At 54.4% G+C, this 21811-nt stretch carries 23 protein-coding genes and 1 pseudogene; 13 read left to right on the top strand and 11 right to left on the bottom strand.

The window, feature by feature from the left end:
* Positions 1–3 precede the first annotated feature (3 nt).
* The 3 genes from queG to Q0W94_RS08495 are packed head-to-tail and all read left to right on the top strand — an operon-like array spanning position 4 to position 2714.
* Complete coding sequence (queG, locus tag Q0W94_RS08505) at positions 4–933, top strand: tRNA epoxyqueuosine(34) reductase QueG (protein ID WP_297757791.1); 930 nt, start codon at positions 4–6, stop codon at positions 931–933.
* A 55-nt stretch (positions 934–988) separates the two neighbouring features.
* A complete protein-coding gene (locus Q0W94_RS08500) occupies positions 989–1888 on the top strand; it encodes a vitamin K epoxide reductase family protein (RefSeq protein WP_297757788.1) in 900 nt (299 codons plus the stop codon).
* A gap of 55 nt (positions 1889–1943) precedes the next feature.
* The gene (locus Q0W94_RS08495; RefSeq protein ID WP_297757785.1) at positions 1944–2714 is read left to right on the top strand and encodes a winged helix-turn-helix domain-containing protein; all 771 of its coding nucleotides are present in this window, start codon (positions 1944–1946) and stop codon (positions 2712–2714) included.
* Here the strand turns inward: Q0W94_RS08495 and Q0W94_RS08490 are convergent.
* Genes Q0W94_RS08490 through Q0W94_RS08480 form a run of 3 tightly spaced genes read right to left on the bottom strand, consistent with a single transcriptional unit; the run spans position 2680 to position 4096 of the window.
* Complete coding sequence (locus Q0W94_RS08490) at positions 2680–2889, bottom strand: hypothetical protein (protein WP_297757783.1); 210 nt, start codon at positions 2887–2889, stop codon at positions 2680–2682. The two genes, Q0W94_RS08495 and Q0W94_RS08490, sit on opposite strands and share 35 nt — an antisense overlap.
* A gap of 1 nt (position 2890) precedes the next feature.
* Positions 2891–3751, bottom strand: coding sequence for a shikimate dehydrogenase (locus Q0W94_RS08485; RefSeq protein ID WP_297757780.1), 861 nt, complete (start codon positions 3749–3751; stop codon positions 2891–2893).
* A gap of 6 nt (positions 3752–3757) precedes the next feature.
* A complete protein-coding gene (locus tag Q0W94_RS08480; protein WP_250682482.1) occupies positions 3758–4096 on the bottom strand; it encodes a P-II family nitrogen regulator in 339 nt (112 codons plus the stop codon).
* A 175-nt stretch (positions 4097–4271) separates the two neighbouring features.
* Here Q0W94_RS08480 and rph point away from each other — a divergent pair, with 175 nt between their 5' ends.
* From rph to Q0W94_RS08460, 4 genes are all read left to right on the top strand, one after another.
* Positions 4272–5000: a ribonuclease PH gene (rph, locus tag Q0W94_RS08475; RefSeq protein ID WP_297757773.1), complete on the top strand. Its 729-nt coding sequence runs from the start codon at positions 4272–4274 to the stop codon at positions 4998–5000.
* Complete coding sequence (locus Q0W94_RS08470) at positions 4993–5604, top strand: hypothetical protein (RefSeq protein WP_297757770.1); 612 nt, start codon at positions 4993–4995, stop codon at positions 5602–5604. Before rph ends, Q0W94_RS08470 begins: the two co-directional genes overlap by 8 nt.
* Positions 5605–5776: 172 nt before the next feature.
* On the top strand, positions 5777–7306 hold the full coding sequence (locus Q0W94_RS08465; protein ID WP_297757767.1) for a YifB family Mg chelatase-like AAA ATPase: 1530 nt from the start codon (positions 5777–5779) through the stop codon (positions 7304–7306).
* A complete protein-coding gene (locus tag Q0W94_RS08460) occupies positions 7260–8549 on the top strand; it encodes an ABC transporter substrate-binding protein (RefSeq protein ID WP_297757766.1) in 1290 nt (429 codons plus the stop codon). The genes Q0W94_RS08465 and Q0W94_RS08460 overlap by 47 nt, the downstream gene beginning before the upstream one ends.
* On the opposite strand, the gene hpnH is transcribed toward Q0W94_RS08460, so the two are convergent.
* Positions 8546–9556 (bottom strand): adenosyl-hopene transferase HpnH, encoded by a 1011-nt coding sequence (hpnH, locus tag Q0W94_RS08455; protein WP_297757763.1) that lies wholly within the window; start codon positions 9554–9556, stop codon positions 8546–8548. The genes Q0W94_RS08460 and hpnH overlap by 4 nt on opposite strands.
* 533 nt (positions 9557–10089) lie before the next feature.
* On the opposite strand from hpnH, the gene Q0W94_RS08450 reads away from it, so the two are divergent.
* Entirely contained in the window at positions 10090–12087 is a 1998-nt protein-coding gene (locus Q0W94_RS08450) for an Rne/Rng family ribonuclease (RefSeq protein WP_297757760.1), read from the top strand.
* An 8-nt stretch (positions 12088–12095) separates the two neighbouring features.
* On the top strand, positions 12096–12980 hold the full coding sequence (locus Q0W94_RS08445; protein ID WP_297757757.1) for a glutaminase: 885 nt from the start codon (positions 12096–12098) through the stop codon (positions 12978–12980).
* Here Q0W94_RS08445 and Q0W94_RS08440 read toward each other — a convergent pair.
* The 5 genes and pseudogenes from Q0W94_RS08440 to rpmH form a co-directional block, all read right to left on the bottom strand.
* The gene (locus Q0W94_RS08440) at positions 12927–13463 is read right to left on the bottom strand and encodes a R3H domain-containing nucleic acid-binding protein (protein ID WP_297757754.1); all 537 of its coding nucleotides are present in this window, start codon (positions 13461–13463) and stop codon (positions 12927–12929) included. The two genes, Q0W94_RS08445 and Q0W94_RS08440, sit on opposite strands and share 54 nt — an antisense overlap.
* An 8-nt stretch (positions 13464–13471) precedes the next feature.
* Entirely contained in the window at positions 13472–14674 is a 1203-nt protein-coding gene (gene yidC / locus Q0W94_RS08435) for a membrane protein insertase YidC (protein ID WP_297757751.1), read from the bottom strand.
* 47 nt (positions 14675–14721) lie between these two features.
* Positions 14722–15117 (bottom strand): PH domain-containing protein, encoded by a 396-nt coding sequence (locus tag Q0W94_RS08430; protein WP_297762395.1) that lies wholly within the window; start codon positions 15115–15117, stop codon positions 14722–14724.
* Between the two features lie 21 nt (positions 15118–15138).
* Positions 15139–15459, bottom strand: a pseudogene (rnpA, locus tag Q0W94_RS08425) (ribonuclease P protein component); the annotation flags it as partial.
* Positions 15459–15596: a 50S ribosomal protein L34 gene (rpmH, locus tag Q0W94_RS08420; RefSeq protein ID WP_011056450.1), complete on the bottom strand. Its 138-nt coding sequence runs from the start codon at positions 15594–15596 to the stop codon at positions 15459–15461. The gene rpmH and the pseudogene rnpA, both read right to left, overlap by 1 nt.
* Before the next feature lie 180 nt (positions 15597–15776).
* On the opposite strand from rpmH, the gene dnaA reads away from it, so the two are divergent.
* Both dnaA and ispD read left to right on the top strand, forming a co-directional pair.
* Positions 15777–17138: a chromosomal replication initiator protein DnaA gene (dnaA, locus tag Q0W94_RS08415; protein WP_297757749.1), complete on the top strand. Its 1362-nt coding sequence runs from the start codon at positions 15777–15779 to the stop codon at positions 17136–17138.
* Between the two features lie 63 nt (positions 17139–17201).
* Positions 17202–17906, top strand: coding sequence for a 2-C-methyl-D-erythritol 4-phosphate cytidylyltransferase (gene ispD, locus Q0W94_RS08410; RefSeq protein WP_297757747.1), 705 nt, complete (start codon positions 17202–17204; stop codon positions 17904–17906).
* On the opposite strand, the gene Q0W94_RS08405 is transcribed toward ispD, so the two are convergent.
* Both Q0W94_RS08405 and Q0W94_RS08400 read right to left on the bottom strand, forming a co-directional pair.
* The gene (locus tag Q0W94_RS08405) at positions 17898–18287 is read right to left on the bottom strand and encodes a hypothetical protein (protein ID WP_297757744.1); all 390 of its coding nucleotides are present in this window, start codon (positions 18285–18287) and stop codon (positions 17898–17900) included. The genes ispD and Q0W94_RS08405 overlap by 9 nt on opposite strands.
* Before the next feature lie 99 nt (positions 18288–18386).
* The gene (locus Q0W94_RS08400) at positions 18387–19568 is read right to left on the bottom strand and encodes an aldo/keto reductase (RefSeq protein WP_315863117.1); all 1182 of its coding nucleotides are present in this window, start codon (positions 19566–19568) and stop codon (positions 18387–18389) included.
* Between the two features lie 297 nt (positions 19569–19865).
* On the opposite strand from Q0W94_RS08400, the gene Q0W94_RS08395 reads away from it, so the two are divergent.
* Both Q0W94_RS08395 and Q0W94_RS08390 read left to right on the top strand, forming a co-directional pair.
* On the top strand, positions 19866–20582 hold the full coding sequence (locus Q0W94_RS08395; RefSeq protein WP_297757739.1) for a helix-turn-helix domain-containing protein: 717 nt from the start codon (positions 19866–19868) through the stop codon (positions 20580–20582).
* A gap of 70 nt (positions 20583–20652) precedes the next feature.
* Positions 20653–21798, top strand: a complete 1146-nt coding sequence (locus Q0W94_RS08390; protein WP_297757737.1) for an NDP-sugar synthase — start codon at positions 20653–20655, stop codon at positions 21796–21798.
* The last annotated feature ends 13 nt before the right edge of the window (positions 21799–21811 follow it).

Genomic DNA, 21811 nt, shown 5'->3' with positions numbered 1-21811 from the left:
TCTATGGTGAGTGCTACTGCGATTAAGCAATTTGCCCATCAGTTGGGGTTCCATCGGGTGGGGATTGTGGATTTGCGCACCTATACGGATGCCCATCCTTCTGGGGTTGCCGCCCTCCAACGCTGGTTAGCCCAAGGATTTCAAGCGGACATGGAATGGATGGCCAACCCGCGGCGACAGGACATTCAAGCCGTTCTGCCGGGAGCGCGATCGATCATTGCCGTTGCCCTTAACTACTATCAGCCGGCTCCCCAGCCCCCTCCTAAGGTGAAAATTGCCCGCTATGCCTGGGGGCGAGATTACCATCGGGTCCTGGGCAAACGGTTACAAGCTTTGGGGCAATGGTTGCAGTCCCAAGTGCCAGAAATAGCCTATCGCTGGTATGTGGATACCGGTCCTGTGCAGGACAAAGTTTGGGCAGAACAAGCAGGAATCGGTTGGATCGGCAAGCACAGCAATGTGATTTCACGGCAGTATGGCTCGTGGATTCTCCTGGGGGAATTAATCACCACCTTGGAGTTAACGGGCGATCGCCCCCACACCAATCACTGCGGTACCTGCACCCGCTGTTTAACTGCCTGCCCCACGGCTGCCATTGTCGAACCCTATGTGGTGGATGCCAACCGCTGCATCGCCTACCACACGATCGAAAACCGTGCCGCCGAACTTCCCGCCGCAATTGCTGCTCACTTAGAAGGCTGGGTTGCCGGCTGTGACATTTGCCAAGAGGTCTGCCCGTGGAATCAACGCTTTGCCCAACCAACGGATGTGGCTGACTTTGCGGCGCGATCGCCCCTCCTTGACACTACACCTGAGGAACTCGCTAGCCTCAGCGAGCAAACCTGGGACGAACTCACCCGCGGCTCGGCGCTGCGGCGAATCAAACCGGAACAATGGCGGCGCAATGCCCAAGCGGTGCTCTCTAGTAGCTAGGATGTAGCTAGTATAATGATGCTCATAAATAGTGATTCAATCCTGAGGCTCACTAATGGCTCGACGACGCTCTACCCCTTGGATCTATCGTTGGTCCCGCTGGCTGATTGGCGGGGTTGCGCTGGCGGGAATGCTCGTGACAGCCTACCTCACGATCGCGAAGATCACCAATAGAGAAGTTGCTTGCCCTACGAGTGGTTGCGATGTCGTCCTCAACAGTCCGTGGGCCACTGTATTTGGCATTCCCCTGTCCCTCTTTGGTTTTGTGGCCTACACAGGAATGCTGTCTCTGGCAGCCTTGCCACTGCTGTTGAGGGAGCCTCAGCAGAAAGAATTGCGCCGTCAAGCTGAAGCCACCACTTGGCTTTTGCTCTTTCTGGGGGCCATAGCCATGGCCAGCTTCAGTGGTTACCTGATGTATATTCTTGCCACCGAGATTAAAGCCAGTTGTTCCTATTGCATTGCCTCGGCCGTCTTTAGCGTTACTTTGCTCCTCTTGACAATTGTCGGTCATGAGTGGAGCGATCGCGGCCAACTCTTTTTTAACGGTGTGATTGTTGCGGTTATTACGCTCGTGGGTGTTTTTGGCATCTACAATGCCCGCCTGGCTAACACCGATGGCCCCGGCATTCCCGTTGTCAATACCTCAGGTCCTGCAGAAATGGCCTTAGCGCGCCATTTAACCCAGGTGGGGGCAGTTATGTACGGCGCCTATTGGTGCAGCCACTGCCATGATCAAAAGGAACTCTTTGGCAAGCAGGCAGTCCGTGAGTTGAACTATGTCGAGTGTGACCCCAATGGTGCCAAGCCACAGGTAGAGCGCTGCCGTGCCAAGGGCATTCAGGGCTATCCCACGTGGGAAATTCATGATCAGCTCTACTCCGGCACGCGATCGCTGAGGGAACTCAGCCGCCTCAGTAACTATAAGGGTCCAATGAACTTTAAGAACGAATAGGGCCAGCAAATCTCAGTGATAGAATAAAGCCGACCAAGCACTACGCCGGTTTTCTATGCTTTCTACCGAGACTGTTGCCGAACCGCCAGAGGCCTCTCGTATCCCCCTAGCTACCCTTGCCAACATATTAGTGATTGAAGACGAAGACCTAATTCGCGAGACCCTTGTGCTTGCTTTGGAGGAAGAGGGGTACCACGCCCTTGTGGCCACCGATGGTTATGAAGCCCTCAATCTCATAAATAACTATCTCTTCACGGACAGCTCAGCTAAAGATGCAGAGATACACCTCATCATCCTAGATGTAATTCTGCCGGGTATTAGTGGACTGGATCTATGCCGGTTCATTCGCCGTCAAGGTTGCACGGTTCCCATCCTCATGATCAGTGCCAAAGGGAGTGAAATCGATCGCGTGGTCGGCCTGGAAATTGGTGCAGATGACTACTTGGCTAAGCCCTTTGGCATGCGGGAGATGCTGGCCCGCTGCCGTGCCCTCTTACGGCGGGCACAAACTCAACAGGCTACGGTGCCACTGGTGCTGCGCTTTCGCGATCTCTGTCTCTATCCCCAAGAATGCCGCGTAACCCTGCGGGGCGAGGAGCTCAATCTCTCCCCCAAAGAATACAAACTGCTCGAGCTGTTTATGCGCCACCCCCGCCGCGTTTGGCCACGGGAGCAATTGCTCGATCAGGTGTGGGGGCCTGACTTTGTCGGCGACAGCAAAACGGTTGATGTCCACATCCGCTGGCTGCGGGAGAAAATTGAAACCGATCCCAGTCGTCCCCACTACATTCTTACGGTGCGGGGTTTTGGCTATCGCTTTGGTTGAGGGTCAGTAAAACAATTGCCATCAACGCTGCTGGTAAAAGGAGCAGCAGGGCAATCACACCGAACCTGGGGGGTAAGGGATAAAGGGGTGCGGCAAATTTAATTCCTAGGGAAATAAGAAGCGACACCAGCAACACCGCGGCTAACCACATCAGTTCTGACCGCCAAGGTGCCATGTTATTGCTCCATCCCTAGGGCCGCTTCAAGGGCAGTGGCCATCATAGCAGTGGGCGCGGGCTGGCCAATCCAGTACTCCAGGGCTGCGGCTCCTTGATGGAGAAGCATGGCAAGGCCATCGAAGGTTTGCAGTCCCCGTGCCATCGCCAATTGTAAAAGCAGGGTAGGACGAGGCTTGTAAATAAGGTCATAGACAATGGCGGTGGCGGGTAATTTTGCCAGATCTTCGGCTGTGAGGGGGGTGGCGCCAGGATGGGGAGCCATACCGATGGGAGTGGTATTGACCACAAGGCTGATTTTCTCTAAAACCGTGGCGCGCTCTGACCAAGGCACAGGATGGAGAGACATCTGTGGCCAACTGGCCACAAAGGCCTGTAGCCGTTCCCTTTGGCGACCGCTGATAGCGATCTGCCGACAGCCCAAGTTATAACAGGCAGTGACGACGGCTCGCGCTGCCCCCCCATAGCCCAAGACTAAAACTGCCATCTCCGACCATTGGCAGGGTTGTTGCCGCAGTGGTGCCAAGAAGCCATGCACATCGGTATTCGTGCCGACCCACCCCTTTTCACTGCGATAGACGGTGTTGACTGCCCCGACCTGCTGGGCGAGGTCGCTGACATCCGCCAAATAGGGGAGGATGGTTTCTTTGTGGGGAAGGGTGACATTAAAGCCGACGACGTTGAGGGCCTCTAGGCCAGCGATCGCCCCCTCCAACTGCTGTGGCTTGACCCAAAAGGGCACATAGACATAGTTCAACCCCAAATGCTCCAGCGCAGCATTGTGCATTGCAGGGGAGAGGGTGTGCTCAATCGGGTCCCCAATGACCCCCAGCAGCCGGGTTTGACCTGAGATCTTTGGCATCCGCCCCTAGACTGCCTCGTGGTCCTTTTCGCTGGTACGAATGCGAATAACCTGCTCGACGGGGGTGACGAAAATCTTGCCGTCACCAATTTCGCCGGTGCGGGCAGCTTCAATAATTTTGGCCACGACCATATCCACTTGGTCATCTTCAACAACAATCTCAACTTTTAACTTTTGTAAAAATTCCACTGTGTATTCTGAACCACGGTACCGTTCCGTTTGCCCCTTTTGCCGCCCAAAGCCACGGACTTCGGAGACGGTCATGCCGACAATACCCGCATTGACAAGGGCGATCTTGACTTCATCCAGTTTGAAGGGACGAATAATGGCTTCTACCTTTTTCAATGTCAGACTCCTTCTTTATGGCAACGGGCTAATCTTTATTTAGCATTGGCAAAAGAGTATCACGTGTAGCCATAACTACATTATCCTCAATTGGCGGGCGATCGCCCAGGGGCAAGGTCTCGCGCTCGCTCCAGAAAATAGGCTCTAATAGGGAAGGTGATTGAGAGGAGAAAGCATGGGGTGGCAGCGACCCGATGGCCGTCAACCACAGGAGTTGCGATCGCACCAGTTTCAGCGGCACTTTACCCAATTTGCCTTAGGATCGGTGCTCGCCCAAGCGGGGCAAACGCAAGTGCTGTGTACCGTCAGTTGCAAGGAAGGTGTGCCCAAATTTTTAGAAGGCACGGGCCAAGGCTGGCTCACCGCCGAATACCGTATGCTACCGAGTGCAACGCGGCCACGGCAAGAGCGAGAATTCCTTAAACTCTCTGGGCGCACCCAAGAAATCCAACGCCTGATCGGTCGTAGCCTACGCTCGGCCTTGAACCTATCCCTATTGGGGGAGTGCACCCTAATTGTGGATGCCGATGTGCTCCAAGCTGATGCCGGCACGCGATCACTGGCGATTACAGGTGGCTACATTGCCCTTGTGGATGCCCTTAATGCCCTTCTGCAGCAAGGGGTACTCAGCGAATCTCCCCTGTGTCATCAAGTGGCAGCAGTCTCTGTGGGGCTGATTGATGGTGAACCCTATCTGGATTTGAGCTACGCTGAGGATGTGGCGGCCAGTGTGGACTTCAATGTGGTGATGACGGCCAGTGGTCAATTCATTGAGGTTCAAGGCACAGCGGAGAGGGGTTCCTTCGACCGGGCAACCCTCGCTCGCCTTCTCGATGTCGCCAGCCAAGGTATTCAAGAACTCATTGAGATTCAACAGCGCGTCTTAGCCACAAGCCATGAGTGAGCAGGCCATTTACCTCGGACACATCGTCAAGTCCAACGCCCACTGCGATTATGTAGCACAACTGGTGGATCGCTTGGATGTCCCCCACCCCCCCGCCCCAGAAGACTATGGCTTTGGTCGTTTTGTCAAACTTGAGGATGAGCAGCGCCACTGGGCGGTTGGGGTCATTTACAACTCTCAACTGTTGAATCCCCAGTTGCATCAGATCAGCCCTCGCCTCACCAGCAGTGCCGACACCTTTCTCAGTCCCGATTTAGTCAGTGAAACCCGCACCCTCCTCTGGATTGCCCTGATTGGTCATTTGGTGACTGGGGCGGATGGAGCCTACGGCCAGCAGGGGATACCCATTCTTGTGGTGCCCGTAAATACACCCGTGTGGCAATTGACTACCGCTGAGGTGCTGGCCTTTCATCGCAATGCCCAAGGTCAAGCGCAGTTTCGCTACTATGCCCATTTGTTACGCTCAACGGGGAACTATGCAGCACCGCTGTTAGCGCAAATTCTCGAAACAATTACACCCCTTTTTACTGGTCCTGAGCAGCGATCGCTCGAAATTATCAGCAAAGAGTTGGCTTGGCGGCACACCTTGGGCAGCCTCCGCTAAGACTGGAGGCAGAAATTGGGCTTTTGCAAATAAACTTCATGAAAATTCCTACACAAGGGTGACAAATCTAGGATTTTTCTGCTAAGGTCATTAGGTGTGTGAGGAGCGAACCAGTTAAGAGCACCGAGACGAAACACGGCCAGTCGTCGGTGCTCTTTCTGATCTTGAGGCTATGCTGGCGCGGGTTTGGAGTGCTGCTGTTCTAGGAATTGACGCAATTCCCGTTGGCGTCGAAGTGGATGTTTCCAGCGGCTTACCCAGGATGGTGGTGGTAGGTCTGCCGGATGCTGGCGTTCAAGAGGCACGGGAGCGTGTTAGGGCAGCCATTCGCAACGCTGGTTTTAGCTTCCCAATGGGGCAAATTGTCGTCAATCTCACCCCCGCCGACTTACGTAAAGAAGGCCCCAGCTTTGATCTTCCCATTAGTATTGGCATCTTGGCCGCTTCAGGACAGGTGGCAACGGATTTACTCGGCGACCATCTTTTTGTCGGGGAACTGTCCCTCGATGGTACTTTGCAACCCGTGGCCGGGGTACTGGCGATCGCCCTGGCCGCCCAGACCCAAGGAATAAGCGGCCTAGTGGTGCCCACGGCCAATGTGACGGAAGCAGCGCTCGTGCGGGGACTAAAGGTCTATGGTTGCCACACTCTTGCCGAAGTCGCAGCCTTTTTGAATAACCCTAGCTCGCGATCGCCCGCGGCGCCCTCCCCCTGTTGGGCGTCGGCTACCTCCCCCCAATTTACCGTTGATCTCAAGGATGTTAAGGGGCAGTATCAGGCACGGCGTGCCCTAGAAATTGCGGCGGCGGGGGGGCACAATCTGATCTTTATCGGGCCACCGGGGAGTGGCAAAACAATGTTGGCGCGGCGGTTACCAACAATCTTGCCCCCCTTGACGTTTGAAGAGGCCCTTGAAGTCACGAAAATTCACTCCGTTGCTGGCTTGCTGAAAGAACGTGGGCAATTGCTCCAGGCGCCTCCCTTTCGTAGTCCTCACCATTCTGCCTCTGGTGCTGCCCTGGTGGGGGGTGGCAGTTACCCGCGGCCCGGGGAAATCTCCCTGGCTCACCGGGGGGTGCTCTTTCTCGACGAATTGACGGAATTCAAGCGGGATGTGTTGGAGCTGCTGCGGCAGCCCCTTGAGGATGGCCAAGTCAGCATTGCGCGCGCCCGCCAATCGGTGGTTTTTCCGGCTCAATTTACCTTAGTGGCCAGTACAAATCCCTGCCCCTGTGGCTACTATGGGGATCCGGTGCAACCCTGTACCTGCTCGCCGCGCCAGCGAGAACAGTATTGGGCAAAGCTCTCTGGTCCCCTGTTGGATCGCATTGATTTGCAAGTGAGTGTCAGCCGCCTCAAGCCAGAGGAAATCACCCGCCAACCCCTAGGGGAAGATTCAGCCACAGTACGGCAGCGAGTCTTGGCAGCGCGATCGCGAGCGCAACAGCGGTTTGCCGAGGAGCCCAACCTGCACTGCAATGCCCAAATGCAAAGTCGCCATCTGCGCCAGTGGTGTGCCTTGGATGAGGCTTCGATCAAGCTTCTCGAGAGGGCGATCGCCCAACTGGGGCTATCGGCGCGAGCCACAGACCGTATCCTAAAAGTAGCCCGTACCATTGCTGATCTGGCCGACTGTGAAACGATTACCGCTGCCCATGTGGCGGAAGCCATTCAATACCGCACGATTGATCGGCTGCAATAGACGCGGCTGGTTTGCCCTACTGCTGGGTTTCCTAAGCCTACTGCTCATCGGTTGCACAACAGCGACTCAATCCGAGCAGCCAATTGAACTGATTTTCTGGCATGGGGTCAACCCACCCCCTAACCGTGTCGTACTCCAGCGTCTTGTGGATCGCTTCAATGCCCGCCATCCCCAGATTCATGTCCAAGCCCTCTACGTTGGCCAACCCGACCAGCAGTTGCCGAAAATTCTAGCCGCCGTGGTGGGCAATGCCGCCCCAGATCTGCTCTGGTATAACCCCACGATCACGGGGCAATTTGTTGATCTGGGGGCTCTGCGTCCCCTGGATGATTGGTGGCAAGCTTCCCCCTACCGTGACCAAGTCAGTCCTGCCCTGATACCAACCATGCGCTACGGCGGCCATTACTGGTCAATTCCCTTTGCTACCAACAACCTTGGAATTTTTTATCGTCCGAGTTTATTCGCCGCTGCTGGCGTTAAAATACTACCCAGCACATGGCAGGAACTAGAGCAGGTGAGCCAAACCCTAAAGGCCCAGGGTATTACCCCACTGCTCCTTCCCCTTGGTCAAGGGGAATTTGCCGTCTTTACTTGGTTGCCCTTCTTTTGGAGTGCCGGTGGCAGTCTCGGAGAAACGCCAGAAACCGCCCACATTGACACCCCAGCGGCGATCGCGGCCCTTGAGTTTTGGCAACGTCTGCGACAAGAGGGCTTAGCGATACTCTCGGCCCCCGAACGGGGCTATGAACTGGATCAATTTATCCGTGGCGAGGTGGCAATGCAGATTACCGGGCCTTGGACATTGCCGCAATTACAGCAGTCGGGGGTGGATTTTGCCGTCCTCCCCATGCCTGCTCTCCAGACTGCTGCAACTGCCCTGGGGGGTGAAAATCTCTTTGTTTTTCGCTCAACCCCCCAGCGGGAAGAGGCAGCGTTAGCCTTCTTGAACTACGTTCTCAGTGAAGAATTTCAAACGGAGTGGGCCTTGGGCACAGGGTATTTGCCCATCAATGAACGGGTGTGTGCCAACGATCGCTATCGGGCCTTTGTGGCACAACAACCCGCCCTCCGTGTCTTTTTGGAGCAGATGGCTGCGGCTCAAGCCCGCCCCAACTTCCGTGGCTATGCCCGCTTTTCCCAAACCCTTGGGCGAGCGATCGAAAGCGTTCTGCTTGGAAAATTAACCCCGCAAGCCGCAGTGGAAACGGCAGAGCAACGTTGGCAACTAATGCGCCCCCGTTAGAAAAGACTGCTCGCCGCCTTAACCATATTGGCGGGATTAAAGGCATCCATGGCAGCAGTGGCCTCATAACCACAGTGCACCATGCAGTCACGGCACTTGGGATTGCCACTTTTGTGGCCATACTTCTCCCAGTCGGTATTTTCAATCAGTTCCTGCCACGTCTTGTAGTGCCCCTCATTGAGGAGGTAGCAGGGTTTCTGCCAACCCAACACACTATAGCTGGGCATGCCCCAAGGGGTACACTCGTAGTCCTTTTCACCCACAAGGAAATCAAGGAACAGGGGATTGTGGTTAAAATTCCACTTCTTCTGACCTGCACGGTAGGGGGCAAGGATTTCACGGAAGAGGGCACGGGTTTGCTCCCGCTTCAGGAAGTGCTCCTGATCCGGTGCCCATTCGTAGGCATAGCCGGGGGAGATCATCATGCCGTCTACCCCTAGGGAACTGACAAAATCAAAGAATTCCTGGATTTCCTTGGGATCCACCCCTTCAAAAATCGTCGTGTTAGTGGTGACACGGAAGCCCTTGGCTTTAGCCGCTTTGATTGCTTTGACAGCCGTGTCAAAGACCCCTTTACGGGCCACACATTTGTCGTGCCACTCCCGCAGGCCATCGAGGTGAACGCTGAAGCTAAAGTAGGGGGAGGGCTTGAACCTATGGAGATTTTCCTCTAGGAGAATGCCATTGGTACACAAGTAAACAAACTTCCGCCGTGCTACCAAGCCACTGACAATTTCATCAATTTGCGGGTGCAGCAGGGGTTCCCCGCCGGGAATGGCGACAATTGGCGCACCACATTCCTCAACGGCCCGGAAGCACTCCTCGGGGGTGAGATATTTGCGCAGGACTTCAAGGGGATGCTGAATTTTACCGCAACCCGAACAGGCCAGATTACAGCGAAAGAGAGGCTCAAGCATCAAGGTGAGGGGAAAGCGCTTTTTGCCCTGTAGGCGTTGTGAGATGATATAGGTTGCGACTTCCACTGCCTGCTTGATGTGGACTCCCATGGGCACTTCTCCTCAATGTGGCTAATTTTCTAGCCAAAACGCTTAATAACAGATGCCTATAGTTGTAGCAGCTTTGCAGCCGATCGCCAAAGTGTCCTATCAGGTTTGGAAAGTGGCACACTACTTGGGCTCAAGAGGCTTAGGGGCAGCGACGGTGAAAATCTTTGCAAAATTCCCTAGCCAATCTTGACAGAGACCCATATAATCAGGGAATATTAAAAGTACTGTAGAAAATCCCTTTTGCTTAACCTCCATAGCTCAAGAGACCAAAGGTTAAGCATAGACTTTCGTAAAGGCTGGCATGGGGTGACATCTTTCCTTTCTGCAAATCGTGCAGAGCTTTTTAGGTATCACCACAGCTGCGTTTCGCGTTCCAATGCCAACCCGTCTCTACAGGAACCCTTTTCCCAACCATCTTAAAGCCAAACTTGCACACGTCCCTTACAGGGGCAAGAGTGGCTAAGCACTGTGCGAGATGCCTTTAGCCAACTTATGCTGACGTTTATTTTGTTAAGAAATTCTAAGGATAATGGATGCCTAAGCAAATTATTATTGCCGAGGAACATCGGCTAGCGGCGGTCTTTGCCGAAGATCAAATCCAAGAATTAATCGTAGCCACGGGAACCCATCAGGTGGGCGACATCTACCTTGGCGTTGTTGAAAATGTCCTGCCGGGCATTGATGCTGCCTTTGTCAACTTGGGGGATGCCTCCCGCAATGGCTTTATCCATGTCAGTGACCTTGGCCCATTGCGCCTGAAGCGAACTGCTGGGGCAATCACGGAATTGCTGGCACCACAGCAAAAAGTACTGGTTCAGGTGATGAAGGAACCCACGGGCACCAAGGGGCCCCGGCTGACAGGAAATATATCGTTGCCCGGACGCTATCTTGTGCTGATGCCCTACGGTCGGGGGGTGAATCTATCGCGACGGATTACCAATGACGCGGAACGGCATCGGCTACGCGCCTTGGGTATTTTGGTCAAACCCCCAGGGATGGGGCTACTGGTGCGCACCGAGGCTGAGGGGGTCTCCGAAGAGGCCATTCTTGAAGATCTCGAACTCCTGCAACGGCAGTGGGAAGCGATTCAACAGCAGGCAGCCTCCAGCCGTCCTCCCCAGCTTCTAGGGCGGGATGATGACTTTATCCAGAAAGTGCTGCGGGATGTCTATAGCAGCGATGTCAACCGCATTGTGGTGGATACACCGGATGGGGTCAAACGGGTCAAACAGCACCTGAAAAATTGGAATGTCAATAGACCCGTGGGGGTTCTCATTGACTATCACCAGGAACCCATTCCCATTTTGGATTACTTCCGGGTGAATGCTGCCATCCGTGAAGCCCTTAAACCCCGCGTGGATTTGCCCTCCGGTGGCTATATCATCATTCAACCGACAGAGGCCTTGACGGTCATTGATGTGAACTCCGGTTCATTCACCAGTTCAGCCACCTCGCGGGAAACAGTACTGTGGACAAACTGCGAAGCGGCTACGGAAATTGCTCGCCAACTGCGACTGCGCAATATTGCTGGCGTGATCATTGTCGATTTTATTGACATGGATTCCCGCCGCGATCAGTTGCAACTGCTGGAGCACTTTAGTAAAGCCCTGCGCGCGGATAAAGCCCGTCCCCAAATTGCTCAACTCTCGGAACTGGGGCTGGTGGAGCTGACCCGCAAACGCCAAGGCCAAAATATCTATGAACTCTTTGGTCGTCCCTGTAGTGCCTGTGGTGGCTTGGGTCACTTGGTGCATTTACCCGGTGAACCGGAGGATAGCCCCGGCGAAATTGTTGAGCGATCGCCCCTGCCGCGTCCACCCGAACCACGTCGCAGTTTGGAGGCTCGCACTGAGCCCAACGGCTTTGCCAGTAGCAGCCTAGAGACCCAACTCATTAACCACCCTGACTACCAAGCGGTGGGGGGTATTCGCCCGCGTTCTTCCCGCAGTAGTCATCCTCCAACCCCACGCAGCCCTCGCCGTACCTCTGAAAATGGGAATGGCCGCAAGGGGGCTACCCCGCCTCCAGAAACAGCCCCGCCGCCAGTGGTTAAAGTGGAGAGCCGTCCGCCGCGCCCTACCCGTCCGAGCCGCTCTGAACCAGCGGAAGTGATTACCGTAACAATGACGGATCAAGAGCAGGCGGTCTATGCGGAGATGGGGATTTCACCCTTGGTTCTCTATCCTGAAGAGGTGAAAAATCCGCGGGGAACAATTGTTATGGTGGCACGCCCTGGCCAAGACCCCCTACCCCTACCCCAGAAAACAAGGCCCCCCGCTAGTGAGGGAGTGCCAGAGGAGGCCCCAGAGACTGCTGATGAGCTGCCCTCCCCGGGGGTCAGCACGATTAATGTTGAGCCAATTCCTGCCACCGCGCTGCTCAATACCAGTGAGCCAGAAGTGAGTGAAGTGAGGACTGAGGCTGAATCCGTTGGCGAAGCGTCCACCCCAGAGGCCTCTGTGCCCCTAGGTCGGCGGCGGCGGCGACGGGTGACCAGTAGCGAGCAACTCTCCCTTGATGCCAACGCCTAGGTGCAGTAATGTTGCGGCAACTCCACCCTGACCTCATCCAAGAGTGGCTTGAGGCGGCTGCAACAGAAATTTCCAAAGGGGAACCACTGCAGCGCCTACCCAGGGTGAGGTCTGAGGCCTTTGCCTTGGCAGTGGTGACACCGGAGCAACAGTTTACCCTTGGGCATTCCCGTTTGCGCTTTCCCTTGATGAGTGCGATTAAGCCCTTTTTACTGCTGTATGCCTTGACGCTATGGCAGGAGCAGGTGTGGACGTGGGTAGGGCAGCGCCCCTCAGATTACCCCTATAACTCTGTGTTGCAGTTAACCCTCGATCAGGGGTGGCCGCGCAATCCCATGATCAATAGTGGGGCGATCGCCCTCGCTAGTCAGTTGGCTCATGTTGGTGGTGCCACGGCCCTTCAAACATGGCTCAATGAGTGTGCCGGTACGCAGTTGCAGGTGGACCAGGAGGTCCTAGGGGCAGTCTCTCGCCATCCCAACTGGCAAAATCGCACCCTTGCCCACTTTTTAGTGGAGTCTGGACGCATTGCCGATGCGGAGGTTGCCCTTGAGATCTACAATCAAGTGTGCTGTTTCCAAGGCACTGTTGAGGAAGTGGGTCGCTTGGGTCTCCTATTAGCACTGCCCCATGCCAAGGTGAGCGATCGCCACCGCCAGCAGGTGAATGTTTTGATGCTCACCTGTGGTCTTTACGAGGACTCTCCCCGCTATAGCCTAGAAATTGGCTTGCCGATGAAATCGGGGGTCAGCGGTGTAATTTTGGCCATTGTGCCGCGCCAGGGGGCGATCGCCTGCTATAGTCCCCCCCTCGACAGGAGTGGCAACTCCCTTTTGGGTCTATACCTGCTGCAGCGGATCAGCCGCCACCTTGGCCTCAGCCCCTTGGGCTAACTGCACCACCAAGCGGCGATCGGGTTCTTCACCGTGGCTAAAGGTTTCCAGGCGATCGCTCTCTAGCTTAATGAGACTGTGGACAACACGCCGCTCCGCTGCTGAAAGGGAGCGAATTTCAAGAGGTTTACCAGTGTCCAGGACTCGGGCCGCCACCTGATGGGCAATCTCCTGCAACTGGCGATAACGGGCCCGGCGATAGCCCGCCAATTCCAAGGTAAAAGCCGTTTGCTCCTCCCGCGATCGCCCTAAATTCAGGGTTGCATTGAGCAGATATTGCAGTGCATCGAGGGCTTGGGCATTGTTGGCCAGCAGTGACTCAATTTGCGCCGCACTCAGGGACTGGCGATCAATCTCTAGCCAGTACCCCGGCACCACGCCTGCCAAAGGCGACTCCACCACGGCAACGGTTGTCTTGAAGCCTGCTAAGGCAAGCGCCTGTTCCAGCCATGTACACCCCGCGGCAATTGGATCAGCAGTCATGCCTCCCCTCAACTTGATGGATGACGCTTGGCTTTGGTGGCCTTAGCCCCTTTAGCTCCCTTACCCTCAAAGGGAAGAGCAGCACGATTTTTGAGGGCTTCAGCCCGTTCCTGCTCCTCCACGAGTTTTTGGAGATTCTCTGGTAGCGGCTCCCGCTGCAGAATAAAGGTTTGCACCGTCTGGAAGATGTTGGCTATTAGCATATAGAGTAGTACCCCTGCCGGCAGCGGGAAAAAGAGAAACATCCCCGAGAAGATAATCGGTGTTAATTGATTAACCGTTTGCTGCTGTGGGTTGCTGCTGCCTTGGCCAGAGAGCAACTGATTGACATAGAGACTGACGCCAAAGCCAAGGATCATGATGAGAATATCCCAGTGGATCGCGCCCCAATTAAACTGGCGTGTACCGTCGGGCAGCGTCATGAATAGTTCCCCCTGATCAATGACACCCACATGGCCAAGGGCAGAGATAAAGAGGAAACCTTTATCAGCGGCAATCCCCGGAATGGTTCCCTGAACTGTTACCTCACCAGGTTGCAGGGCTTGCAGATGACCTTCGCTATCAATGGTTGCTCGCTCTTGACCGCGAATAATTTGCCACTTTGGTTGCAAGTGACTATTGGGGTACGCAGCCACCAGTTCACTAAAGGGTTTACCCTCCTTGGTTTGGAACTGCAGATCCACCCCTTGACCGACTGGAATCCTGGTACCGCTGGGAACCACCGCTTGAATCGGGAAGTGTACCCCCTCGTCAACGTAGATATTTTGCGGTTTGGTAGCAAAGGGCTGGGCTAAGACAGGTTGATCCGAGGGAACAATTTGCAGGTTGATTTGGTAGTTCACATCGGCAAAGGGTGATCCGCGCAGCGTTGCAAAGAGGGCAAAGAGAATCGGCAACTGCAACAGCAGAGGGAAACATCCCGCCAAGGGATTGCCAAACTCCCTATAGACCTCTGCCATTGCCTTTTGCTGTTCCGCAGGATTGTCCTTGTATTTCTGCTGGATTTCCTGCATCCGTTTTTGCATGATCGGCTGGACAACCTTCATGCGCCGCATATTGCGAATTGACCCGGCACTCAAAGGATAGACGGCAAAGCGCACCACCAGGGTCAAAGCCACAATCGCAAGGCCATAGCTGGGCACAATCCCATAGAAAAAATCAAGGATTGGCAGCATGACATTGTTGGAGAGGAAACCGATACCAAAATCCATGGAATCCTGCAATTAGGGGTGAACAGTTAACAGAACTATCTTAGGTCTTAAGAACCAATCGCGCCACTGACACTTTTGGCAGCGGGACTCAATTTGGTAGAAATATAGTCGTAAATTTCCCGGAAGCGGGGGACAGCGCGCATTTCTAAGCGGCTACCATCTTTGAGGGTGACAACCATATCGCCATAGGCGCCCCAGCCGCGAGGAACGGTGACGACTTTGGTGATTTCGCTATAAATCACATCGGAGCGATCGCGCCCCATCCAGCCGCCAATCACCGTAATCCGCCGATTCGTAATGCGGTACCGCAGCCAGAGAGCACGGACAATGGCACCAACGGTAAGGGGTAGACAGATCACCGTTAGCCCCAACAGCAAGTTGATTACCAAGTCACCCCAATGGGGACCGCCTTCGTAGTAAACGTCTTCGGAAATTCCCGGCATCGTCAGTATCCCTGCTTTGGCCATTAACTGCGTCAATTCAGCGCGACAGTCCTCGTCACTCACTTGCAGTGCCGCCTGACGCACCACCACAATCATATCCCACCCTGCGGCTATCTGCGGTAAGAGTGGGCGAATCACCCGCCGCCATTGCCGCTTCAAACGGTTCCGATCAACGGCTCGCTTACTGACCTTTTTACTGACCACAATACCCAGCCGTGGTGCTTCCCTGGGGGATTGGGGCGCCAGCCAAAGAACGGCCAGTTTGCCGTGGTGGGCACTTTGGTGTTGATAGACGTGGTCAAAATCATGGCGATCGCGCAGGCGATGTTGACGCGGCAACACTAGACGGTAAGCCGTGCCCGTCCTTTACGCCGCCGTGCCTTAATGACGTTCTGACCCGATTTGGTACGCATGCGCGCGCGGAACCCGGAGGTGCGTTTACGTTTGCGGACAGTGCCGCCCAGTGTACGTTGCGTCATGGCTGTTGTAGTTATGATGGTTGATTAGAAAAAAACACTGCCCCAGCGGGCACGCCCTAGTCAGTCGTTAGAGCGATCTACAATCGTATCACTTCCCGTGAGGCAGCGGTAGTCCTGTGGGGCTATTGCCGTCTGCGTCCTGTTGCCTATCATTGCTCACCTGCTACAGACGAGGTTTGTGTGATTAGCTCTGCCGAAGATCTCTGGCACCAAATTTTGGAGCGGTTGCAACTGTTGCTCAGTCGACCGACCTTTGAAACTTGGATTAAGACGGCAACGGTGCAGTCCTTTGATGGCCAGACCTTGACTATTTGCACCCCCAATCCCTTTGCCCGCAATTGGCTGCAAAAGTACTATTTGAAAACCATTGCCGATGTGGCACGGGACATTGTTGGTCAGCCCGTGGAGATTGAGCTGGCGATCGCCCAAGGGGCAGAGCACGATACCAGTATTCGCCCCACCAGTCGTGCTGAAGTGGAGGCCACCCCCCCTGCGGCTCGCCATCGTGGCAGTGAACTGAATCCCAAGTATGTCTTTTCCCGCTATGTGGTTGGCCCCAATAACCGCATGGCCCATGCCGCCTGCCTGGCGGTGGCAGAGTCACCGGGGCGGGAGTTTAATCCCCTCTTTCTCTGTGGCGGTGTTGGCTTGGGCAAGACCCATCTCATGCAGGCGATCGGTCACTATCGCCTAGAAATTGACCCCAATGCCAAGATCTTCTACGTCTCCACCGAGCAGTTTACCAATGATTTGATTGCTGCCATCCGCAAAGACAGTATGCAGAGCTTTCGCGAGCACTATCGGGCGGTGGATGTGATGCTTGTGGATGACATTCAATTTATTGAGGGCAAGGAATACACCCAAGAGGAGTTTTTCCACACCTTCAACACGCTGCACGAAGCTGGTAAGCAGGTGGTCTTGGCCAGCGATCGCCCCCCCAGTCAAATTCCGCGGCTGCAAGAGCGCCTGTGCTCCCGCTTTTCCATGGGACTCATTGCCGATATTCAACCCCCGGACTTGGAAACCCGCATGGCCATTCTCCAGAAAAAGGCAGAGTACGAGAATATCCGCCTGCCGCGGGAGGTGATTGAGTATATTGCCGCCAGCTACACTTCCAACATCCGGGAACTAGAGGGGGCACTGATTCGAGCGGTGGCCTATATTTCCATTTCTGGGTTGCCGATGACTGTGGAAAACATTGCCCCCGTCCTGAGTCCCACGGTGCGCAAAATTGAGACCTCCCCAGAGGTCATTCTGAAGGTGGTCTCGGAAGCCCTAAACGTCTCCATCAGTGATCTCAAGGGCAACTCCCGCCGCCGCGAAATTAGCATGGCTCGTCAGGTGGGGATGTATCTGATGCGCCAATACACGGGCTTGAGCCTGCCGAAAATTGGCGAAGAGTTTGGCGGCAAAGATCACACCACCGTCATGTATAGCTGTGACAAGGTGGCCGAACTGCAACGGACTGACCCAGAAATGGGCAGCCTGCTGCGGCAACTCAGCGATCGCATTAATTTGGCCAGCCGTTCCACAGAGCTATAGTGCCTAGAGCCTTCCTATGCCAAGATAAAAGCCAAGATGAAAACCGTCTTGAAAGGGGTATGAATGCACATCCTCATTCCCGCCGCCGGCATGGGCAAACGCATGGGGGCAAACCACAATAAACTGCGGTTGCAACTCTTGGGTAAACCCCTTTTGGCATGGACATTGGAAGCGGTGGCAGCTGCCGAAGCGATTGAATGGATTGGGGTTATTGGCCAGCCAGAGGACTTTCCCATTTGGGAAGCACTCCTGGGGGACTTGAACCTACGGCAGCCCGTCCAGCTCATCGCAGGGGGGCACACGCGTCAAGCTTCAGTGTTTCACGGGCTACAGGCGCTGCCCGAAACGGCTGAGCAGGTGCTGATCCATGATGGTGCCCGCTGTCTTGCTACCCCCGATCTGATTAATCGCTGTGCCCAAGCCCTGGGGACCTATGCGGGCCTGATCGCAGCGATACCTGTTAAAGATACAATTAAAATTGTTAATCGTGAAGGCGTTGTTGTTCAAACCCCAGAGCGAGACTCCCTTTGGGCTGCCCAAACGCCCCAAGGCTTTCGCGTCGAACCCTTGCGTATTGCCCATGAAATGGCTGTGGCTAAGAGCTGGGAAGTCACCGACGATGCTGCCCTTTTTGAACGCCTAGGCTATGCCGTACATATTGTTTTAGGTGAAGAAACAAATCTCAAGATAACCACTCCCAGTGACCTACCCCTTGCAGAACGAATCTTGCAGCATCGCCGGCAGCAAGACCAGGATACCCTAGGCTAACGTTTCCGGACAGTAGCCCAAGCCTTGAATAAACTGTTTGCGAAATGCCTCAATGTCATCGTAGTTGGGGTAACCGTGGGAAACAATTGCCACTTGGTAGCGGCGCATCACATCCACCATTGATTGGCCAGTTTCCAGGGCCCAAAATGCCATTTTGAGGGCAATCCCTGGTGTATAGGGGAATCCCAACTCGTTCAAGAAGGCGCGGAAATTCCCTGCCTCTTTGTCGCTGAGGGGCGAATGCATTTTAATGCGGATTACCCACCCATCCACTTGATGAATCACGGTAACAAACTGAACTGGTAGCTTGGCGTATTCATGCAAGAACTGCACAACCCGCAGGGTAAGGCTGGCATTGTTAAGGTGATAAATGAAATCCATGGTGTTAACCTCTTACCCTTGATACCTTCATTGTCTGTGGCCGGGGGGGCGATCGCCTAGGGGAATTGTCCGCAATTTGCTGGGGGAAACTCCCTATCCTTAGGACTGAGATAATCGTTGCCGGGGAGTGCCACTGAGGAGATCATGAGCCGCTTGTAAAATCCTTGGAATCTTTTGCCGATGGGGACTGTGCCGTAAACAGGGGCCTAAATCCAAGTCTTTGATCCGTGCAGCATTTGCTCCCGGAAACCAGTGGCCACCGTTGCCCAGCAGGTTATAGCGCATACGGGCATAGTCTAGCAAATCGTAGGCCTGTACTAGGTTCCACAGCCAGAGAATAACGGGGATATTCACCTCACCGGGGGTGTGCTGGTAGTCTGGCAGTCCCTCATGCCAAGTGTGGTACCAGTCTTCCCCCAAGCGGTCAATGGCGGCTTGCTCCAACCGTGCCAAGATCGGCGGTAGAATCTCATCTGCCCGATCCAAAAGTTCTAACGCCTTGAGATGTTCATCAAAGTCACTGGGACGAGCAGCACCGATACTCAGGGTGTGCACCTGGGGATGGGAGAGGCAAAAGAGATCGTTAAAGACCATTGGGCTTAAGGGGGCACACAGTTCCACAAGGCGTTGGGGTGGTTTGTAGAGCATCCCCCCTTTGTCTGCCGGGCTAATGATAAAAACCCCCATATCACGGGCTTGAGCCTCGAGGATGGCGGGCCAATTCTGCTGATTGATGTAGTACCAGTGCAGATTGACGTAATCAAAGACATCGCTGGCGATCGCCTGGCGAATCACCTCTAAGCTGCCATGGGTAGAAAAACCAATAAAGCGAATCCTACCGGCTGCTTGGAATTCCCGCGCCACGTCCAAGCATCCCCCCGGCCGCAGCACCTGCTCTAGATGCTCCGGTAGGTTGAGACCGTGAATAGCCAGCAAGTCAACGTAGTCTAACTGGAGATTCCGCAGCGATGTTTCTAAGGTTTGCCGGAATTCCTGGGCAGTGGGTCGCGGCCCCACCTTGGTTTGGACAATGAGCTTTTCGCGGGGCAGCCGCGGCAGAATTTTCCCCAACTGAACTTCGGAGGTGCCATAGCCGCGCGCCGTTTCAATGTGGGTGATGCCCAACTCCAAAGCACGCTGAATTGTAGCCTCTAGATTGCGTTGATTTTCGGCGGGAATGGTACTGGGATTAACATCCTGCCAAGAAAACTGATAGCGCATGCCGCCACAGGAAAAGACAGGCATTGGCAGTTCGGTACGACCAAAGCGACGGTAGCGCATACGGCACTCAACGAGAATTCCTTCACTATTTTGTCGGAATTGCCAGCCCCTGGTCATTAGCCCCTGACTCAGCAGGAGAAAATCTAGTAGTCATCTAGTAGTCAACGCCAGTTATTGACTGATCGAGGACAAGCGGCCATTGAAAAAGATTGAAAACATTGAAAAAGATTGAAAAAGTAAGGTGTGTGCCTCCCCTAAGGGGCGATCGCCCACTGCATAAGCCTTTGGACAAAATCAACATTCTGGCACCGCCACCCCAGATAATAGATCTGGCCACCTGCTTCTTAATCTGGATCCATGACCTACAAGCGACTCAGTGACAGCGAACGCCAGCGTATCTTTCAAGAGTATACTGCCGGACAAACGATCAAAGCTCTGGCAGCGGCATTTGGTGTTAGTGAAAACACCATTCGGCGTGTGATCAAACAAATGGAAGAGGAAGCGGCTGCCCCTGAAGCCCCTCTACTGGCTGTAGCGACGACGGATGAAATGCCACAGGAAGAGGATCTAGAAGATCTAGAAGAAGATGTAGAGACGGCAGAGGCCGTTGTTCTCGATGAGGATGACTACAGCGATGCAGCGGACGATGATCTCGAAGACGAGGAGGAAGAGGAACTCGATGGTGACATTCCTCTCCCCGATCTCACCGATGTGGAGGTGGTGCAGTCCGTCGAGGTCATTCCCCTTTCTGAAGCGGTGCTGCCCCGTCCTTGCTACGTTGTCGTCGATCGGCGGGCGGAACTGCTCACCCGCCCCCTAGAAGCCTTTCGCGGTTTAGGGGCCCTCTCCAGTGAGGAAGCGCAACAAAGTACCCTACCCATTTTCGATAGCCGCCCCGTGGCTCTGCGCTATTCCCAACAAAACCAACGCCTCTATAAGGCCAGCGATGTGCAGTGGCGCAAGACCGTTGTCAAGGTACCTGACGGTGAAATGCTGCGGAAAGTGCGCAGCTATCTTCAGTCGAAAGGGATTACCCGCCTGCTTTACCATGGGCGGGTGTATGCCCTCGATTGAGCTAAGCTAGGGGCATTGATAATAGTGGGGGCAATTGCCCTAGACGTTTAAGGAGATTGGTAAAAGTTTTATGAAAGCAATGATCTTGGCGGCTGGAAAGGGCACGCGAGTACGCCCGATTACATACACCATTCCGAAGCCAATGATCCCAATTTTGCAAAAGCCCGTGATGGAATTTCTAGTGGAACTCCTGCGGCAGCATGGGTTTAACCAGATTATGGTAAATGTGAGCCACCTCGCCCATGAAATTGAAAGCTACTTTCAGGATGGGCAGCGGTTTGGGGTGGACATTGCCTATTCCTTTGAGGGCTATATCAAGGATGGCGAACTCGTTGGTAAAGCCCTAGGGTCTGCAGGGGGGATCAAGCGAATTCAGGATTTTAACCCCTTTTTTGATGACACCTTTGTGGTGCTGTGTGGGGATGCCCTCATTGACTTGGATTTGACAGCGGCTGTGGCTTGGCACCGCCAAAAGGGGGCGATCGCCACCGTGATCATGAAAACAGTGCCCAAGGAGGATGTCTCGAGCTATGGCGTTGTTGTCACCGATGAGAGCGATCGCATTGTTGCCTTCCAAGAAAAACCCAGTGTTGAAGAAGCCCTGAGCAACCATATCAACACGGGGATTTATATTTTTGAGCCAGAAGTGATCGACTATATCCCCTCCAATCAGGAATACGACATTGGTAGCCAGCTTTTCCCCAAACTGGTGGAAATGGGTGCCCCCTTCTATGGCTTGGCGATGGACTTTGAATGGATTGACATTGGTAAAGTCCCCGACTACTGGCAGGCGGTGCGCGGTGTTCTCAATGGCACGATTAAAAATGTTGCGATTCCCGGTCATGAGCAGTTTCCCGGCATTTATACGGGGCTGAATGTGGCCGTCAACTGGGATAAGGTCACGATCCAGGGACCGGTCTACATTGGCGGCATGACAAAGATTGAAGATGGAGCGACAATTATTGGACCGACAATGATTGGCCCCAATTGCCACATTTGCAGCGGTGCGGTCGTCGATAACTGTGTCATTTTTGAATATTCTCGCCTGGGTTCTGACGTTCGTCTTGTGGATAAGTTGGTCTTTGGTCGCTACTGTGTTGATAAAACAGGTACAACCATTGACCTGAAGGCCGCTGCCCTCGATTGGTTGATTACCGATTCACGGCAAACCGATATTCAGCCGAGTCCCCTCGAGTTGAAGGAGATTGTGTCCTAGATCCCCCTCTACG

Source organism: Thermosynechococcus sp., from assembly GCF_025999095.1.
Lineage (GTDB): Bacteria > Cyanobacteriota > Cyanobacteriia > Thermosynechococcales > Thermosynechococcaceae > Thermosynechococcus.
Note: the sequence above shows the minus strand (reverse complement) of the source record. Positions and strands in the feature narration are given on the sequence as shown.

Excerpts from the sequence above, each read along its gene's own strand:
- queG (WP_297757791.1), top strand. The coding sequence starts at position 4 with ATGGTGAGTGCTACTGCGATTAAGCAATTTGCCCATCAGTTGGGGTTC.
- Q0W94_RS08500 (WP_297757788.1), top strand. The coding sequence starts at position 989 with ATGGCTCGACGACGCTCTACCCCTTGGATCTATCGTTGGTCCCGCTGG.
- Q0W94_RS08495 (WP_297757785.1), top strand. The coding sequence starts at position 1,944 with ATGCTTTCTACCGAGACTGTTGCCGAACCGCCAGAGGCCTCTCGTATC.
- Q0W94_RS08490 (WP_297757783.1), bottom strand. The coding sequence starts at position 2,889 with ATGGCACCTTGGCGGTCAGAACTGATGTGGTTAGCCGCGGTGTTGCTG.
- Q0W94_RS08485 (WP_297757780.1), bottom strand. The coding sequence starts at position 3,751 with ATGCCAAAGATCTCAGGTCAAACCCGGCTGCTGGGGGTCATTGGGGAC.
- rph (WP_297757773.1), top strand. The coding sequence starts at position 4,272 with ATGGGGTGGCAGCGACCCGATGGCCGTCAACCACAGGAGTTGCGATCG.
- Q0W94_RS08470 (WP_297757770.1), top strand. The coding sequence starts at position 4,993 with ATGAGTGAGCAGGCCATTTACCTCGGACACATCGTCAAGTCCAACGCC.
- Q0W94_RS08465 (WP_297757767.1), top strand. The coding sequence starts at position 5,777 with ATGCTGGCGCGGGTTTGGAGTGCTGCTGTTCTAGGAATTGACGCAATT.
- Q0W94_RS08460 (WP_297757766.1), top strand. The coding sequence starts at position 7,260 with ATGTGGCGGAAGCCATTCAATACCGCACGATTGATCGGCTGCAATAGA.
- hpnH (WP_297757763.1), bottom strand. The coding sequence starts at position 9,556 with ATGGGAGTCCACATCAAGCAGGCAGTGGAAGTCGCAACCTATATCATC.
- Q0W94_RS08450 (WP_297757760.1), top strand. The coding sequence starts at position 10,090 with ATGCCTAAGCAAATTATTATTGCCGAGGAACATCGGCTAGCGGCGGTC.
- Q0W94_RS08445 (WP_297757757.1), top strand. The coding sequence starts at position 12,096 with ATGTTGCGGCAACTCCACCCTGACCTCATCCAAGAGTGGCTTGAGGCG.
- Q0W94_RS08440 (WP_297757754.1), bottom strand. The coding sequence starts at position 13,463 with ATGACTGCTGATCCAATTGCCGCGGGGTGTACATGGCTGGAACAGGCG.
- yidC (WP_297757751.1), bottom strand. The coding sequence starts at position 14,674 with ATGGATTTTGGTATCGGTTTCCTCTCCAACAATGTCATGCTGCCAATC.
- Q0W94_RS08430 (WP_297762395.1), bottom strand. The coding sequence starts at position 15,117 with ATGCCGGGAATTTCCGAAGACGTTTACTACGAAGGCGGTCCCCATTGG.
- rpmH (WP_011056450.1), bottom strand. The coding sequence starts at position 15,596 with ATGACGCAACGTACACTGGGCGGCACTGTCCGCAAACGTAAACGCACC.
- ispD (WP_297757747.1), top strand. The coding sequence starts at position 17,202 with ATGCACATCCTCATTCCCGCCGCCGGCATGGGCAAACGCATGGGGGCA.
- Q0W94_RS08405 (WP_297757744.1), bottom strand. The coding sequence starts at position 18,287 with ATGGATTTCATTTATCACCTTAACAATGCCAGCCTTACCCTGCGGGTT.
- Q0W94_RS08400 (WP_315863117.1), bottom strand. The coding sequence starts at position 19,568 with ATGCGCTACCGTCGCTTTGGTCGTACCGAACTGCCAATGCCTGTCTTT.
- Q0W94_RS08395 (WP_297757739.1), top strand. The coding sequence starts at position 19,866 with ATGACCTACAAGCGACTCAGTGACAGCGAACGCCAGCGTATCTTTCAA.
- Q0W94_RS08390 (WP_297757737.1), top strand. The coding sequence starts at position 20,653 with ATGAAAGCAATGATCTTGGCGGCTGGAAAGGGCACGCGAGTACGCCCG.